The organism is Reichenbachiella sp. (assembly GCF_039944555.1).
In the GTDB taxonomy this organism is placed as follows: domain Bacteria; phylum Bacteroidota; class Bacteroidia; order Cytophagales; family Cyclobacteriaceae; genus Reichenbachiella.
The window spans coordinates 1-18,269 of record NZ_JBDUYN010000009.1; the positions used below are offsets into that span (position 1 = coordinate 1).

The following is an 18,269-nucleotide window of genomic DNA, read 5'->3' on the forward strand; positions in this document are numbered from 1 at the left end:
ACCATTACTAGTTTGCCAATAATAGGTCTGAGTAGGCGGCGGCGTAGGTCTGGTCAGTACGGTATTGCCACAATTGTTGGTTTCACTGATACTCCCCGGTGTGGCAGGCTTGGCCAACTCTGCATAGGTACGACTTGCTGAGTTTGTAGACCAGCAGCCTGCACTGCTTCTGGCCCGTAGGTACATCGTACCTGAGCCGGTCGTATTGTAGGTCGTGGAGCTATTGGAAGTACTGGTTCCGCCACTGCTGGTCTGCCAATACCAGGTATTGCTTCCGGAGCTGCTTCGCGTAAGGGTCGACCCTGTGCAGCCATTGCTGACGCTAGGTGTAGCTGGTGTGGACGGAAGACTGTTTATAGTCACGGATTTTGATAGGTATCCATTACTCCATTGCTGACTGGAGGGCTTATAGGCTTTGATATAGTAGGTACCTGTAGATGGCGCTGAATAGGTTGAGGCGTCATAAGTTACACTCGTTCCATTGTAAGAGGTTTGCCAGTACCAAACATCTCCCGGTGGTGGAGAATGGGTACGTGTTAGGGTTTTATTTCCACAAGTACCTGATTCTGTAATTGACCCGGTAGGATCAGCGGGTGCTCCCGGAGGAGTCGGTGAAGTTTTAGGGTTTTCTGAGGTAGCGTTGGCAACAACTCCCGATACAGTTTTGTTGTCCTCTTCATTATTTCCGGCCAAGGCCAGCGCACTAAGCATCAATAGGATGCCAATAACCAATAACCCTTTATTTATCGATTCTATGATTCTATTGCTATTCATCGTTCTTTGGATTATTGGTTAGACTTCTGACTCTTGTTATGATATTCGCTGGCACTTCGAATGTTGCCGTCGTGGTCTTTCACATATTCGACCCGTCCGTAGTCGTCGTAGACATAGGTGGTCGTGCGACCGTTGGGATCGGTCATGGTCTCCACGCCATAGCCTATTTTATAGGTATAGGTCGTGATCAAGGCCTGTGGCAGGGCAGTTTTGAGCGTGGTTATATCTGAACCGCTCAGGGCACCTGTGCCGGCACTCAAATCATTACCCAAGGCAGGCAAGGCGGCCTTGACCTGGGCAGTGTCTGCATTGGTGATGCTGGCTACTACGAGTGTTTGGTTGTAACCTCTAATCACCGAACTAATGATATTATTCTCTGCCCGCTGGCTAATTACCTGTCCTTTGTTGTCACGGGCCAACACTTCTCCTTTTTTGGTGTAGCTGCTGAAGGTAGTTCCATTGGAGGATGCTGTAAAGGTACCACCGGTGTCTTCCCAGGCATAAAACACTTCGGGAACGACCCAGTCATTGGTACTGTCGTAGCTAAATTTCGTTGCCCCGGCGGACACTACGTTGCTTCCTACTTTTTTAATCGTTTCTACCGGGATACCTACCAGGTGCCGGCTGACCATGCTGTCAATCACCGCCCCTCCACTACCTCCGTAGTCCTGCGGATAGGTGTAGCTGGTGGTGATGGTCCCTTCTATGCTGGCATCGCTATCTACTGAGGTGAGCTGGGCGTGGGAGGCACTATCATAGTGGTAGGTCACCGTAGTGGTGACCGGGTTGTTGCCGTCTTCATCGTACTGGCTGGTGGTGGTGGATTTCAAGTATTGCCAGAAGGAGTAATTTTTATACTCTACGACATCCACATTGTTCAAAATACTGGATACCACCACCGTATCTCCCGGATCGTAACCCACACAAGGTGGCACTGCGATCACTTTGATGCTGTTGTCATTATCTGCTGCTATACACTCCCCTATGGGGCCGGTGTAGTTGTGTGTGTGTTGTGTACGGCAAAAGATCAGGTATTCTATATCGTTGTTTTCATCAGTGCAGGGTACCAGTGTGGTTTGTTCACAATCGGTCTCGAACGTTTTCCTTATCGCAGCCGCCGGTATTTCGGTATAGTTGGCCGAATCCATTTGATAGGTGTGTTCGGTCTTTCGGAGAACAACCGGGTTGCCGCTTCCATCAAGTTTGAAAACCTCACTTTTCTTAAGCAGGCCATCGTTCCAACCTCGGTTGCTCAGTGGGGTGCCGCTGATCAACTCTCCATATACCACAGTTCCTGAAGTATCTGCTGCTTGCAAAAACTGGTAGGTGATTCCTCCATTGTCCAGACTGTCCCCTTTGACTACCGTGACATATTCATAAGACAGATGGTACCCCCGGGTGTTATACAGCGAATTGAGCGAATTGGACTGCAAGGAGGCATAAGTACATCCATAGTAGTTGCAGCTATCATTGGTGTTTTCCAGGCGATTGGTAAACTCCGAATAATAGGACCAAAAATCAGGGCGTTCAGATTGCTGCCCGCTTGAAGTGGTCAGGCTGGTCGCTTGTCCATAGTAGTATCGTGTGCTGTCTTTTTGCCCTGTCACAGGATCGTGATTGACCACGCCTTTCAATCGAAGCCCACCCGTGATGCTTGCATCGCTCAGGATGTTGGCCTCATACTCGAAGGTGGTGAACATACTTGAGGGGTATACGATACTCCTGAGCATCCCATATTTTGCATAGTCGGCATCCGCAGACCGGTCCGCTTTGGTAAAAGAAGAAAAAACAGCGGCCTTTGAGGCATCGCCTGCATCAGCAATCGTATCGTAGGTGGGCAGCAAAAAGGTTGAACTTAGTTTGCCGTTGTAGTATCCCCAGTGATCCTGTGCAAACTTTAACCGCTCCGGGAGTTTTTCAATGTCGTAATAGTCAAATACATGCAGCCCTTCCTGTGTAGAATCGGCATCAATATCAGTGACCTGAGTAAGAAACATTCGATCATTGGCTGTAAATTCATACTTCAACAGAACCTTTCGAAGAGTATCACCACTGGCACTTTTTACAAATACCGAATCCAGTTTGGTATTTCCTATTCCGGGCCTTTCACTTGATGCAAATTCGATACTTCCAAAGTGGGTAGCTGAGATTTTTTTTATGATCAGTTCGTCTGTCTTGATGTTGACATCGCAATTGTCGGCCGGATAGATGGGGAAGGGTTGTCCTGCCGGTCTTCCACTGGAAAGTGTATCATAGTAGGTTTGTGTCTTTCCGGCGATATAAGAAAAAGAGGCCGTATCATACTCAAGATCAATTTGTCCTTCCACCGGATGAATAATGGTTTTAAGGTGCCAGGCCGTTTTTACCGAATCTGCATAACCACTCGAACTGGACTGGCAGTAGGTACCAGAATACCAGGACTTGGAGGTTTCTGTAGCACCTGTACCGCCAAACTCGTACCGGATGCCATCAGGAGTTGTGATATGTATATAGTCCAGACTGTCATTTTTTTCAATGCGTAGATTTTGATAGGGCATGACCCTGATCGTATCATGGCTATCAATAACGAAAGAACCGGAGTAACCCATGAAGTTGAAAGAAAACAAGTCTGGTTCGGTATCGAAGTCCTGATCCGGGTCGGTGGCATTTTCCAAAAAGTCCAGGGTTTCGGTAGTGAGCGTATAGATATCCGTGGGATATGCCGAAGTGCTAACCTCATCCCTGTCGTCCCTAACGGTACGAGTGATGACTCCTCCTGCCTGGAGCGACCAGCCCAGGCCAACATTGGAAGCGAGTTGGTCTACTTTGGTACCCGTGGAGTAATAGCTCAGGGATACCGGCACTGACAACTGATTGGTCGCGAAATTGGCCAATGGGATGGAAACACCGCTCATACCCTGGGCCAATCCACCACCAGAGGCACCCGAGGCGCCCGCACTGGGCGAGGGAGGTAAGAAATCGCTGTAGCCTGTGCTGACACTTTGGCTATAAATCGGAGAAAAGGTCGCGCCTATCAATAGGCACATCAAGACACAAGTATACTTTTTCATATGCTCTTTGCTAAAGTGAAATACACTACATGGATGGGGAGACAGCATTCAGTCATTGGCGCCATGGCTGTCATGGACCTCATTGAAAAAGTATGTTTGACCAATTACTTGTTTCCTACAACCAAATCATTCTTAGGTTAGGTCGACGATTGTAGTAAGCAATTAATCCTTCTCGGAATGCTGATACTATGTTACAAACAAAATTTTATTTCGCAAAATTTTCCTTTTTATAGTTGCTCGCAACTGATATGGATCATGTTAATGATGGGATGAGCGCATAGTTTGCGCCTTTTCTGATTTACCAATTTTGTGAAATGCGATCTATCCATGGTCGCAGAAAGCCGTTCGGAAATAAACAAATCAAACAAAACAAAAGTGGTGAACATGTAAAAGTCAAGTTGGAGAGTAGACGCATGAGTTGTTTAAATATCTACGCTACTGCTGATACCTTGTAACTGGTCAAGTGGTCACCTTTTAGCTACTTTGGTTAGAATATCCTTTTTCTAAAGCCAATCAAAACGACAACAACCAATCCTCCAAGGATCAAATACCAAATCAATTGATTCGATTGATGTAGAGATCCGGAGTTACCTATTAACACAAATGCTCCCCAGTAATATGGATTGGCGCTGTGTACATTTCCGTTTATCATAGAAAGCTTGGACTGCCTTAGCGCCTCACTTTTAGTCATTCCTTCGTCCAAATACTGATAGAAATTTATCATTAGATCGCTTGTCGATTTATCATCCACCGGCCAAAGGCTAGATACAATGCTGGGGCAGCCTGCATAGGCAAATCCATAGGCCAGGCTAATAATTCCTTCACCTTGTTCCAATTCTCCAGCCCCGGTACTGCAAGCGCTTAGCACGATCAGTTCGGGGTTGATCTTTAAGTCAAACAACTCATAGGTATGAAGGAATCCATCATTGAGGGAGTCCATATGTGAATTAAAAACCAATTTAGACCGCATAGGTTCCTGGTCGTCAATTAGTGCATGCATGGCCAAATGCACTATATTGGATTTAGATACTTGCTCTTTAAAATTAGTTTCTGTTGCCTGATCTGCCAGATAATATGTACCTGCCAAACTCTTCCCAACAGACTCAACTTCATGTTGATTCCATTCAAGATTGACCAGTGAATTTCTAAACTTTTTAAGTTCATTTTTTTGAGCTGGTTCCAGTTCCTGATACGAGGGAGCATAACCAAGATATTCCATCTCATTGGTGGTTTGACTTTGAGACTGATGAACTAATGATTGAGCAGAATATGCATAACTTATGCTATAGCTCTTTATCAAATAGTCTAGCGAATTGTAATCTGTCCCTTCATTATAACTTCCGAGTAAAATCTCGAAAGGCAAATACGATAATGGACCTGATGGGACGATGACCAAACTTTCCACCTCATTCTCATTCACGGTTGCGAGTTGCCTTTGTAGAAAGGTTTTGTATAGGTATCGAGATTGAGATACATATTCATCGTATTGACTCTGAAATTGGGATATTTCCGGTCCCTCAGACATGTTCTTCAAAAAGGAATTTAGTTGTTTAAAGGTCTTGTCCGTGATTTCAGATGTTAGAACGTCAAAATTGTTTTTATCAATCAAAAAGGTGTACAAAATACTATCACTTATTATGTATTCGATGATCAATGTTTTATCCGGAATTTGCTTTTGCAGTTCATCTACTCCTACGGCTGTCGTTTGGTATTTTAGCTGGTAGTACTTAGGGTATTGTGTTCTGAGAATTTGTTCTAAGGAGTCTTTTTTTCTACCTATTAAAAATATCTCATGCTGATATTGCACCACTTCGGTGCTCTTGACCGAATCGTCCTGTACCTGCAGCCCTCTCAATTTTGATCGAAAATAATCGAGATCAAGAAGAATAGACTTTTCCAGAGCCGACAGATCCTCGGGAATAAGCCTATTTTCGATTACTGACATGGTTGAATAAGACTCATCCAGGATAGCAGCCTTACTTTTTTCAGTAAAATAAAAAGCCTGATGCAAGTGGGACTGGTCTTTTGTTTGATCATATAATTGCATGCTTACTGAGACTGCATTTTTGTATATTTCTTCTGCAGTTTCCGAAAGGCTAATTTTATCATCCCACGACAGATTACTTCTTCTCATTCGGTCGACTAAAGTATCGGTCAACTGAAAATTCAAAAGCGAGTGATTCAATTCATCAGTCTTAGCAAACGTCATGGCTTTGCCAGTTAGTGTCTTCAATAATACATTTCGATCAACAAAGCCTTCGAGCGATGGCAGTTCATAAATAGAGCTATCCCGGAAGGAAAAATGATTTGATGTCAGTGCCTTTTGATAATAAGGCAGAGCTTCATGATACAACCCAGATTTGCGATACGTTTCGGCAATGAAATAATTGGCATTCGATACTTTCAGGTTTACTTCACCCTCGGATTGCATGAATATATCTCGTGATTTGATAAAATTGGTCCTGGCTGTTTTGAAGTCATTACTATTGAAGTAGTATACAGCGATGGCATCCAATGAAAGTCCAACAGGCATCGAATTATCACCATAAATTGCTGCTCTAATACTTTTACTTTTCTCTAAATATTCCAACGCCCTTTCATCGTCACCGATTCCTGCATACAGCATACCCATACCATTATATAAGACTGCTATCTCAGAATGACTTTCCCCTAACTTGGATAACAAGATTTTCGCAGATTTATCATAATATTCGAGCGCCTTATCATATAACTTCATTTCTTTATAAACAATACCCAAAAGGTTATAGGCCCTTCCCACTCCATAGGATTGAATTCCATTGGAGTTTTTAAGTATGTCCAGTGAAGACTGTGCATAATTCAGTGCCTTTTTTAGATTACCATCCTTCACAAAAACAAAGGCAAGATTCATATAATCATGAGCAAGTCTGGGATGATAATTCCCCAGTGCGGCTTTTCTAATTTCTAATCCTCGCGTGATATAATATTTCCCAGAATCTTCGTATGCCATTTGCATGTAGACCACGCCAAGATTTGAATATGTGGTAGCCAATTTTATTGAATCACCTGGATCGTTAGTCAATTGCCAATCCAAACGTTTGAGAAACCATTTCAAGGCTGCCTTTTTGTTACCAGTCTGAGCATAAATACTGGCCAGCGTTTCATACAAACCAGACTTATACTTATCATCATCGTCCAATATTTTTTCTGCTATTCTTATAGCTTCCTTTTTATAGTCCAATGCACGATCATACTCGTTTTTATGAAAACAGATGATTGCCAGGTTATCAAGTGCCCTTATTTTTTCAAAATGTTCTTTGCCAAGGTATCGATCACAGTTTTCAGATGATCTCAACGCTAGTTCTTCAGCCTCTTTGAGATCTTTTTTTCTTCGGTAAGCTATAGAACCATTATTGAGCGAAATAATTGACTTTTCCCAAAGCCCTTCATTTTCATATAATTGGCTCAATTCGGTAAATATTAGAATTGCGCTGTCATATTTACCATTTTTATCTAATTCCATCGCCTGTTCGAACCTTTGTTGCCAAAGAGAAGTATCTGCAACGGTTGTAATTGGCATGGCAAGGCTCGCCCAGTGGAACGCACCTACAAAACCAATTAGGCTAAGTACTTTTTTCATGAGTAGTTAAGATGATTTTGACTCCAAAATACGAAAAATATTACGAAACAAAAGTTAAAGTTTGGAATCCAATCAAACGAACATAAATCGATCGAAAACTGCAACTTTCAGTAAGCAAAAAAGCTGGCCTGATAGGAATCAAAATTGGCTTTATAGGCTTCTTCATTTTGTAAAAAAGGTAATTGGTGTCTCGGAACAGAAAGAAGTCTGATTATCAAACATTCTGAATGTCCTGAAATCACCACATTACCATTTTTACAGATAGGCTGAGTACAGCTTTGCTTTTAAAGTTGCTATATTTTTGAAATTATAATTTTAATATCCACCATCTCAAATCCTTGTTCCTGAGTTTCTTCTTCAGATATTTTTCCTTTTTCAAAAAATTTGGTGCTTCAGTAGTTACGTCAAAGCCAAATTTCTTAGGAAGCTTCGTATACAATGATTTCGGTGGTTTGATATGCATTATTTTTTTTAAATGATTTCCACTGTCAAAGTCATGGTAATAGATGGTATCAAGACCCATTTCCTGTTTCAGGAAATGAATAGCCAAGCTCAAAGTAGCCTCCGGCCAAATCCGCTGATAGTATTCTATGTAGGTACAATACTTTTGAAAATCAGTCAAATTATACCGGGAGAAAAACCAATGTCCCAGTCTCTTCTTTTCAGGCTTTTCCAGGTGTTTGGCCAACATGCATTTCAAACCTTGAACTTCTCTCAACCAATCATTTTGAATCTCTTCAATGAGTGCTTCTCCAGAATCCAAGTTAATATCAACCCTACACCAGGACATGGTGTAATTTCTGGTTTCTGCAATCGGATGACAATCAAACTCGAATGGATTGTCTTCATCACATTTTCTGATCCATTGATGATATTTATAATTATGCCGCGAATCAAAATTTAATTGGAGCACCAAACTGAGGCCAGGCCGAGTAGTTTGATACCAATCATCATTTCGGTGTTGGACATATTCTCCCCATTTAGAAAGCGTGTAGTTGAAAACTCTACCTTCCGCTGGTAAATAATTATCCAAAGCTCCTGATCTGATACTACCAGACCCAGCGACTCCCATCATTTCTCTTACAGGCTCCTTATCCAGAAGATTTCGAAATTTTGAATTCCGAAGTTCATTAATATGAACATGCTCTTTTACATGGTATCGCAACATTTGCAGGGCATATTTATCCTTGAAGTAATAAAATTGTTTTTGATTTGAACCCACCACTTTTGTGATGTACTCAATTTCTAAAGGTGTCATGACCAATTCAGATTTAAAGTTTGAAATCAATTAACAGAGCAACTGATTCGCACTAATCTGAAAAGGACCTTCAAGCGTACCTTCAGGTTTCTGATAGGATCACACAAATCAGCGGTCGATCACAACGACTTTGCTGTAGCTTTTTCATGATTATATTATTTATGGTTTGTTTAAATCACTTCTTTACACTCGCTTATTTCGATAAGAGCGATTGATGGACTGCCTGAATTCGTTTCTGTACCCAGGCATCTGATACCGGATGTGCACCGACACGATTGTCCTTCTCAAACTGAACCACCGTCTCAAACGGAAAGATCCAGTACGTTCCTTCGCTGATGGTTCTGGAGAACTCCCCGTTTCTAAACACCAGACCTATCGTTCCTTCTTGTATAGTTATTCGTTGCATGGTTAATTTTATTTACGTTGTTCAATAATTTTTAAGATCAGTGGAATATATGATTCCACTGATCCTGTGGGTTTGTCAGAATAGAAAGAACCATCTTTTATTCTTACATCTATTGATGTTGTCTTTTACAATGGCTATTTCCTGCTCATTCAAACTCCACTTTACGGCCTCTTTGTAGCACTTGATGGCTGCCGTATATCTACCCTGGATTTCATTCAATCTTCCAAACTCATTGGCAAGGAATGATTGCGGTACTCCAGGCACATCAGCCGCGGTGTCCAAAAGGATTTGCAATTCCTCGAATCGACCAGTCTCGAACAACAGGTGAGACATGTGAATGTACGGCGCACTATAGTTAGCCGCATATTTCAATGCCAGCTTCAAGTGTAGTTCTGCCTTTTCACTTTCGTCAAGGTGATACAAATACAACCAACCCATGTGGTTGTGCGCTTTACCATAAGTAGGTTCTTCGGCAAGAGCATCTTCAAGATATCTCTTGCCTTCGAGATACAGTTGCTGCTCGAATGCCCTATCAGCTTCCAACATGTACTGCTCCAAAATTTGCATAGTCATTGCTCTAGCGTTTTAGTTAAAAAAAATCGTTGATGTCTAGCATCTCATTATTGCGTGAGTCCTGGATTCGACCGCAACTGAGTACCGCCCGGGATCACATGCGTATAAGGCATGCACACCAACCGTTGAGCCATAGGCCATTTCGATTTGTATCGCTGCCTTAAAAACAAAAAACCCGACCATTTTAAATAGTCGGGTTTAATTAGTTATTAAAATGATAATTTATCAAGTATAATTACTATCGACTATTGTTTTTTCACATACCTCTCCTGTTTCAAAAGTGAGGTTCTTTTGATCATCATGACGTAAGCTCCATATGTATTTCAAATATGTATTTCTCATATAAAATCCATTAAAAACAAAAAACCCAGACCTTTAAGGGCCTGGGTTCCAATTTCTTTCTAGAAAAGTTAACTTTTACCAGGCCATCTCATATACACATCTGTTATTCCGAATTCGGACTTCAGCGCTTGACTGTTCGTATGTAATGTGTAAATATTCATTTCTGTTTCTTTAGAGATGCAATGTTCATAAAATTTTTTATTACAAACAAATATTAGGTTAAATTTTTAGTATTTATCATCCATTTAGAATTATTCTAAAGAATTAGCTGATAAAGAATCACCTGCCGACACAAGACATACTAAAGATATTCGCCAATAAATTATTGTGGCCATCTCACCCACACTAGATGCACTTGAAAAACATGACTTAGTTCAAACAACCTTACTCTACGTAAAAAGGAATTGATCAAAAAGTGCTGGCAACCACTACTTAGACTACAACCAATTGTCTATTGGGTAGTTGTTCGCCTGGATTGGGTTTCAAGCTTTCCTGGTAGAGCCAGTCTTTTCCTTCTTCCGGGGTCTTAAAAAGTCTGGCATTTCTTTTTGTCACTTTAATTACCGAATTGGCCAAAAAACTAGCCATGGGGCTCAATCCACAAATGGCGGTTGCTTTTACGAATGGAGCGTTTGCCGTTCCTACTGATTTAATTTCAGCAATAAGGTCACGTGACAACACCAGTCCTTCCATGTTAATTAAAGAATAGACAGATTTTAATGGCATCTCTGTGATAACGCCCACAGTACTTTGCATCGTTGACTTAGCTATATCATGGTCAAGATTAGACAAATTCGAATATATGATTGATAATCCCTTATGGGTGATACTATTTACTAATTTCATTTTCTCTGCTTTATTTCTGAATCGAAATTAATTGCATCCAATTTAGGAAGTGAATTTGTTCGTTCAAACTCAAAAAATTCTCGTTCAGCCCGCGAAATCACAGGTTGAGGCATGCAGGCGCTGTTTTGGGATTAGGAGATTCTATTTCTTTAATATCACCGAAGCATTGATGTATCCATTTAGGGCATGAAAGGTCGTTTTTTTCTAATTCCATCTATTGGGCATTGTATGCCTAAAATAATCGCTTTGGTGGAATATTTTTTTGAGGTTTAATCGGCGGTAATACATTTACCTCATATTTCAACAAAAAAAGATATTATGAAAACGCAAATGGTTTCAACAGTTATCGCCTTCACCCTTTTTGCAACATCCATATCAGGTTGTAATAAAGATATGATCGCGCCCAACATAACAATTCCTGAGAATGTTGTCACCTATAAAATGCCAGGTGAAGAAGAAGAACATGAAGGAACGTGGCTGCAATGGCCACATAAATACACTTATGGTCAGCAAGTACCAAAAAGGTACGACCCAATATGGGTTGCTATGACCAAAGCCTTGCATGAAGGAGAAATCGTGCATATTGTAGCCTATGATGAAACGGAGAAAAATAGAATAACTCAACTATTGAGAGACGCTAATGTAGAAATGGCCAAAATAGACTTTTTAATAGCTAAAACGGATGATGTTTGGTCAAGAGACAACGGACCTATTTTTGTTCGTGATAAAAATGACAACTTGATAATTTCCAATTGGAAATTTAATGGATGGGGAAATAGGGCTGATTACCAGTTTGACAATCAAATTCCATTTCATGTCAGCAATGCAATTGGTGTTTCAAAAGTAGATATTGAAATGGTGCTTGAGGGAGGAGCCATTGAAGTGGATGGTTATGGGACGTTGATGGCTACCAGAAGCTCTATTTTGAATACCAACAGAAATCCTGGCCTAACTCAGGAACAAGCAGAAGCCTTTTTCAAACATTACCTCGGCGTTACCAACTTTGTATGGCTAGATGGTATAGCGGGGCAGGATATTACAGATTATCATATTGATGGCTTTGCCAGATTTGCACAAGGTAATGTACTCCTTACTCATGCCAGAGAATATATGCTTTCCCCAGGGGAGCATGAAGTTTTATCATCTGCCCAAAATGCAAAGGGAGAATTATACAAAAGGGTAGAATTACCAATTGCCATAAAAGCAGAAGGTAGCTATATGAACTACTATGTAGGCAATAGAACAGTGGTTGTACCTAACTACGATGAATCAACGGATGCAGAAGCCAACGAAATTATTCAGAAATTATATCCTAACAGAAAAGTAGTTGGTATCAATGTCCTCGAATTATGGAAAGACGGTGGTGCGATTCATTGTGTCACTCAACAACAACCGAAATAGATACTGTTTCCCTTTTGCCTTATAGCTCGATACAAAACAACTGAAGATATTGGCCAACAGATCACTGGTAGCAACGCCAAAACGAATGCTATTCAATCATGCTTTATATACAACAATCCTGCATTGCCTGATAAAATGGTTTTACTTTCGGAAAAGTGGATGTGATTTACTTCAGAATCCTTAGGTAATTCTAATTCCACAGACCAGGTACTACCTGAATCATTAGTGAATAGTAAATTGTCATTCGAAACAATATACCACTCAGATTTACTTTTGATAAAAAATGATTCAACCTCCGTTTTCATATCACTCCAGGTCACACCTAAATCTTCACTTGACACCAAAACATCTTCGGCAGTTTTGGACAGAATTAAGTCTTCGTCAATAAACTTAGCACTAGACATATTGGTATGGAGTGTAGTGGAATCGACCATCTCCCATGCATCATACCCATTCGACGATTTTATCACCAAATTTCGATGAGGTTGGTTTCTATAAAAGTACCCCAATGCATAGTAATCACCACTTGTGGACTGACCACGAGACTTAATAGTACCATAGTAAGAGGCACCGTTCTCACGGGCCTTCCTCAGATAATTAAATGGCTGGGTGACGAAAGAGGTACTCCCCATATCTTCAGTAAATACATGACCACCAAACGCATCCGCAATGATGCAAGAGTTTGTTGATATGAAAGAAACTTGAGTTTCGAATGCATATGATTCTAAATCACCAAACGTAGTTGAAGATTGAAATGAATTGGTTGTAAAATACCCTATCATTCCACCAGCGGCCACACCCACTTGGTCGTCATACATTTTCAAATCACTTAAGTTAGCACCAGGTGAATCGACAGAAGCCTCTTCATACCCTAATGAATCCGCGTGAAGAGCTTTCACAATTGCGTAATAAGAATTTGGGCCTGATGCTATATCTACAAGGGAAAATATTTTGTTTGAGCTCTCAAACACATATGATTTTACGATATCGTTCGACTCAAAGGCATTAATTTTTTGCCATCCACTTGACATAAGAAAGAAGCTCATTTTATCACTTTGAACATTATCAATTTTCACGTGAAAGGTATTATTCCCACTGGCCATTTCATCGGTAATTGGAATTTCAATTAGTTGATTCGAATCTGGTGAAAAATTGATTAATTGGCCATTGACATATAGTTCGGTCTCATAATTTTCATGAAGGAAGTTTTCTCCAGATATGGCTAGCACATCGCCTATAAAAAAGAATCTCTCTGAAAGATTATCAAATTTGATCTTCGGTATAACCACGGTCGGCTCTACTGTTTCCATCTCCTCTTTCTCATCATCGCAAGAGCTAATCTGAAACATAAAAAGCAAGAGCGCACACGCTATGGCATTTTGAGCCAAGCTGGTTGTTTTCATAGTTGTATTACTGGATTAAAATATATTTCTTACGAAATTGATTCAAGCAATTTTCTTATAAGGAAATTCAAAATTAACTTTACTACGTCACTTCCCGATACAAAATTTCGAAAAGATATTGGCTAACAGGTCGTCCGTCGTAATCTCTCCAGTGATCTCTCCAAGGAAGTGCAAAGCATGACGGATGTCCTGGGCCAGGAAATCATTGGTGATTTGATTGTCGATGCCACGGAGGACGTCGTGTAAAGAGTTTTGGGTGTTCACCAGGCTTTGGTAGTGGCGGGCGTTGGTGACGACCACGTTGCCAGGCTGGAAGTTGTCCATTTGGCTCTTGGACCAGATCAGCTCTTTCAACCGATCTACGCCACTTTTGGATTTGGCCGAAATCGATACGTAATGCTCGTTGTTACTCAGTGAAGCCTCCTCCTTTTCAACTTTATCCAGCTTGTTACCCACCAGAATGTAAGGTTTGTTTTTCTCCACAAGCATTTGTTCCGTATCGGAAATGACCTCAAGAGATTCAGTGGACAAATCAAACAAATACATGATTAATGAGGCCTCTTGCATCTTTTGCTCGGCTCGCTCCACGCCTATCGCCTCGATCTGGTCCTTGGTTTCTCTTAGGCCGGCAGTATCAATGAACCTGAATTTCACGCCGTTGATATTCAATTCATCCTCTATGATGTCTCTGGTAGTCCCTGCGATATCCGACACAATCGCTTTTTCCTCTTCCAGCAGTGCGTTGAGTAAAGTGGACTTTCCGGCATTGGGCTTGCCTACAATCACTACCGGTACGCCATTTTTGATCACATTGCCCAACTGAAAACTATCAATCAGTTGCACAAGTACCACATCTATTTTCTCTATCAACGTCTTCAGCTCCTTGCGGCTAGCAAACTCGACATCCTCTTCCGAGAAATCAAGTTCGAGTTCGATCATGGAAGCAAAATGTACAAGCTTTTCTCGTAAGGTCTTTATCTCATTAGAAATACCGCCTCGCATCTGATTCAGTGCCGTCGCATGAGCGGCTTCATTTTCGGAAGCGATCAAATCAGCCACAGCCTCTGCCTGAGCCAGGTCAAAACGGCCATTGAGATAAGCCCTCTGTGTAAATTCCCCGGGTTCTGCCAAACGTACTCCGGATCTGACCAATAGTTGAATGATTCTATTGACTACATAAGAAGACCCGTGACAAGAGATCTCCACGCTGTTTTCTTTTGTAAATGAATGAGGAGCAATAAACAAAGAGATCAGCACTTCGTCGACAATAGCTTCGCCGTCCATCAAATTACCAAAATGAATTGTATGTGACTTTTGTCTAGTCAGATCCTTTCCGGAAAAAAGTTCTGAAACCACAGACACACAACTCTCCCCCGACAATCTAATCACCGCAATAGCCCCCACCCCGGGAGCAGTTGCCAAAGCCACAATGGTATCATTCATTTGCATAGCTGCAAAGATAACCACCCTGCTCTCTTGTGAAACTCACACACTCAAATTAGCTCATCAAATTTGGTTAAAACTCATTCTTTCATTCCAACCATACACATCCCAACAGTGTCTTGTAGTTGATGTGGAACATACGAATAATAAAAAAGCATGAATAACTATTCCTTTGAATATTTAAACAAAAAGATTCTGCTGCTGATCGCAGCGACCAGCACCTTATTTCTGGTAAGATGTACTCCAGAATCTGAATTTGAAAAGCTACAGCAAGCCAGTGATATTCGGATTGAAACCTACCTCAGCGAAAATGGTATCAACGCCATCCAATCTGATCATGGGCTCTATTATGAGATGCTTACAAAAAACCAGACAGGTCAAATACCAAAAGTTGGAGAGGTACTAGCCATCAAATATGAGATCAAGACATTAGATGGTAAATTGTTAGAATCAAAAAATGAAGACAGCACGTTATTAAGATTTGGGTGGAATTATATCCTTCCTAATGGATTAAACTATGGTTTTGATACAATTAAGAAGGGGGAAAAAATCAGACTCTATTTGCCCTCATACCTGGCCTATCACGCTTATGGCAATGCAGATCAGTTCGTTCCCAATACCAACTTTATTGTAGATCTGGAACTTGTAGATATTTCAACCGAAGCGCAAATCTACGCGCGACAGCTGGATCAGATCAGAGATCATATCACTGCCAATATTTCCGAAGAAATCACTTCTACTGATTCGGGCCTTTTCTTTCAATCGTTGGAGCCGGGTGACGGAGCAGAGGCCGCTACTAACCACACGGCTAAAATTCATTATAAAAGAACTTATCTGGACGGTACGCTTATACAGCAAACGGAAGAAGACAAACCACTTACTGTGCGACTGGACACGGATCAACTGGTCAAAGGCTTTAAAGAAGGTGTTTTAAAAATGAGGGAAGGCGAAAAAGCGCTATTGATCATGCCAGCTGATATTGGATTTGGGGCAAGCGTTAAGGTAATACCTGGCACCATCCGGCAGGAGCTCTGGGAAGAGGGGTACATCGGCAGCCTGGTGGACTCATATAAAATTGTCGTTTATGAAGTTGAACTAATAGAACTGAACTAGCAGAAAATAAACAGGTGTTGAATAAAAAGGCCCGAACAGCACAATGGCTATTCGGGCTTGCTTGTTTCTATTATTTCTGAAGTATCTAATCCAGTCTTTTTCAGTCAATAGATGCAGACTTTCTGAATAAGTCAATAAACTCCTCTTGAGTGAAACTTCCTAAATCACCTTCTCCATGACGACGGGCACTTACCTTTCCTTCTTCCTGCTCCTTCTCTCCTACAATCAGCATGAAAGGAATTTTCTTGGTTTCTGCATCTCTAATCTTTCTACCAATCTTTTCATCTCTGTGGTCGATAAATCCGCGTATGTCATTTTCCTCCATCAATGAAAATACCTTTTGCGCATAATCCGCATATTTCTCAGAAATCGGCAATACCGCAATTTGATCAGGCGTCAACCAAAGCGGATAATTTCCGCCACAATGCTCCGTCAAGACGGCCACAAATCTTTCGAGTGAACCGAAAGGTGCTCTATGCAACATCACGGGACGATGACGCGCATTGTCTGCTCCTATGTACTCCAGTTCAAATCGCTCCGGTAAGTTGTAATCCACCTGAATTGTTCCCAGTTGCCAACTTCTACGCAACGCATCTTTAACCATAAAATCCAGCTTCGGACCATAAAAGGCGGCCTCTCCGTATTCGGTCACAGTGTTCAGGCCTTTTTCCTCAGCAGCCTCTACGATGGCTCGTTCTGCTTTTTCCCAATTCTCGTCACTGCCAATATATTTGGCTTTGTTCTCAGGGTCTCTCAGCGAGATTTGAGCTGTATAATCATCAAATCCCAATGCCTTGAACGTGTAAAGAACCAGGTCAATCACCTTAGTAAACTCCTCTTTGACCTGATCTGGCGTACAGAAAATATGAGCATCATCCTGAGTAAATCCACGTACCCTTGTCAATCCATGCAATTCGCCGCTTTGCTCATACCTGTAAACAGTGCCAAATTCTGCATAACGAATCGGCAAGTCCTTATAAGAATGCGGTTTGGATTTATAAATCTCACAGTGATGCGGACAATTCATTGGTTTCAGAAAAAACTCCTCCCCTTCGTGTGGAGTAGCAATGGGTTGGAATGAATCCTCTCCATACTTCTCATAGTGCCCGGACGTCACATACAATTCCTTATTTCCTATATGCGGCGTAATTACTGGTTTATAGCCAGCTTTTATCTGTGCCTTTCTCATGAACTGCTCGAGCCGCTCACGGAGCATGGTGCCTTTTGGCAACCAAAGTGGCAGGCCCTGACCTACTTTTTCAGAAAAAGTAAACAGTTCCAATTCTCTTCCTAGTTTTCTGTGATCTCGCTTCTTAGCTTCCTCAAGCAATTCCATGTGTTCCTTAAGCTCTTTTTGCTTAGGAAATGAAACAGCATACAATCTGGTTAGTTGTTTGTTCTTTTCGTCACCGCGCCAATAGGCACCGGCTACGTTTAGTATCTTAACTGCTTTAATAAATCCAGTATGAGGAATATGCGGACCCCGACACAGGTCCGTAAAATTACCTTGCTCATAGAATGTGATCGTTCCATCATCAAGACCATCAAGCAAGTCCAACTTGTATTCATCTCCCTTCTCCTTGAAATAAGCAACTGCATCAGCTTTGGAGATATCCTTTCGGATATACTCATTTTTCTCGCGTGCCAACTCGAGCATTTTATTCTCTAGAACTTCCAGATTCTCTGAATCAAATACTAGATCGCCAAAGTCTATGTCATAGTAGAAGCCATTTTCAATAGGTGGTCCGATTCCCAACTTGATTCCCGGGTATAACGCTTCCAAAGCCTCCGCCATCAGGTGAGCAGACGAATGCCAGAATGTAGACCTGCCCCCTTCGTTCTGCCAGGTGAGTAGGCTCACACTCGCATCTTCAGTAATTGGCCGAGAAGCATCCCATATTTCACCATTTACTTCAGCGGCCAAAACATTTCTTGCCAGGCCTTCACTGATACTCAAGGCAACATCCATACCGGTCGCTCCTTTGTCCATTGATTTTACACTACCATCGGGAAGGGTAATGTTAATTTTAGCGTCACTCAT

At 41.6% G+C, this 18,269-nt stretch carries 12 protein-coding genes; 2 read left to right on the forward strand and 10 right to left on the reverse strand.

The features are described from left to right. The 7 genes from ABJD64_RS16410 to ABJD64_RS16440 form a co-directional block, all read right to left on the reverse strand. A partial coding sequence (locus tag ABJD64_RS16410; RefSeq protein WP_348181666.1) for a hypothetical protein occupies positions 1–774 on the reverse strand: 774 nt, incomplete at its 3' end. Between the two features lie 11 nt (positions 775–785). Then, entirely contained in the window at positions 786–3,824 is a 3,039-nt protein-coding gene (locus tag ABJD64_RS16415) for a hypothetical protein (protein ID WP_348181667.1), read from the reverse strand. Between the two features lie 487 nt (positions 3,825–4,311). Then, the gene (locus ABJD64_RS16420; protein WP_348181668.1) at positions 4,312–7,443 is read right to left on the reverse strand and encodes a CHAT domain-containing tetratricopeptide repeat protein; all 3,132 of its coding nucleotides are present in this window, start codon (positions 7,441–7,443) and stop codon (positions 4,312–4,314) included. 307 nt (positions 7,444–7,750) lie between these two features. After that, positions 7,751–8,701 (reverse strand): hypothetical protein, encoded by a 951-nt coding sequence (locus ABJD64_RS16425; protein ID WP_348181669.1) that lies wholly within the window; start codon positions 8,699–8,701, stop codon positions 7,751–7,753. Between the two features lie 193 nt (positions 8,702–8,894). Beyond that, complete coding sequence (locus ABJD64_RS16430) at positions 8,895–9,107, reverse strand: SPFH domain-containing protein (RefSeq protein ID WP_348181670.1); 213 nt, start codon at positions 9,105–9,107, stop codon at positions 8,895–8,897. A 75-nt stretch (positions 9,108–9,182) separates the two neighbouring features. Beyond that, positions 9,183–9,680 (reverse strand): O-linked GlcNAc transferase, encoded by a 498-nt coding sequence (locus tag ABJD64_RS16435; protein WP_348181671.1) that lies wholly within the window; start codon positions 9,678–9,680, stop codon positions 9,183–9,185. A gap of 774 nt (positions 9,681–10,454) precedes the next feature. Further along, a complete protein-coding gene (locus ABJD64_RS16440; RefSeq protein WP_348181672.1) occupies positions 10,455–10,868 on the reverse strand; it encodes a hypothetical protein in 414 nt (137 codons plus the stop codon). Between the two features lie 318 nt (positions 10,869–11,186). Here ABJD64_RS16440 and ABJD64_RS16445 point away from each other — a divergent pair, with 318 nt between their 5' ends. Further along, positions 11,187–12,269: an agmatine deiminase family protein gene (locus ABJD64_RS16445; RefSeq protein WP_348181673.1), complete on the forward strand. Its 1,083-nt coding sequence runs from the start codon at positions 11,187–11,189 to the stop codon at positions 12,267–12,269. Between the two features lie 92 nt (positions 12,270–12,361). On the opposite strand, the gene ABJD64_RS16450 is transcribed toward ABJD64_RS16445, so the two are convergent. Further along, positions 12,362–13,672 (reverse strand): hypothetical protein, encoded by a 1,311-nt coding sequence (locus tag ABJD64_RS16450; protein WP_348181674.1) that lies wholly within the window; start codon positions 13,670–13,672, stop codon positions 12,362–12,364. An 87-nt stretch (positions 13,673–13,759) separates the two neighbouring features. After that, positions 13,760–15,115 (reverse strand): tRNA uridine-5-carboxymethylaminomethyl(34) synthesis GTPase MnmE, encoded by a 1,356-nt coding sequence (gene mnmE / locus ABJD64_RS16455; protein WP_348181675.1) that lies wholly within the window; start codon positions 15,113–15,115, stop codon positions 13,760–13,762. A 156-nt stretch (positions 15,116–15,271) separates the two neighbouring features. Between mnmE and ABJD64_RS16460 the strand changes: the two genes are divergently transcribed. Further along, positions 15,272–16,228, forward strand: coding sequence for an FKBP-type peptidyl-prolyl cis-trans isomerase (locus ABJD64_RS16460; RefSeq protein WP_348181676.1), 957 nt, complete (start codon positions 15,272–15,274; stop codon positions 16,226–16,228). Between the two features lie 100 nt (positions 16,229–16,328). On the opposite strand, the gene thrS is transcribed toward ABJD64_RS16460, so the two are convergent. Further along, the gene (gene thrS / locus ABJD64_RS16465; RefSeq protein WP_348181677.1) at positions 16,329–18,269 is read right to left on the reverse strand and encodes a threonine--tRNA ligase; all 1,941 of its coding nucleotides are present in this window, start codon (positions 18,267–18,269) and stop codon (positions 16,329–16,331) included.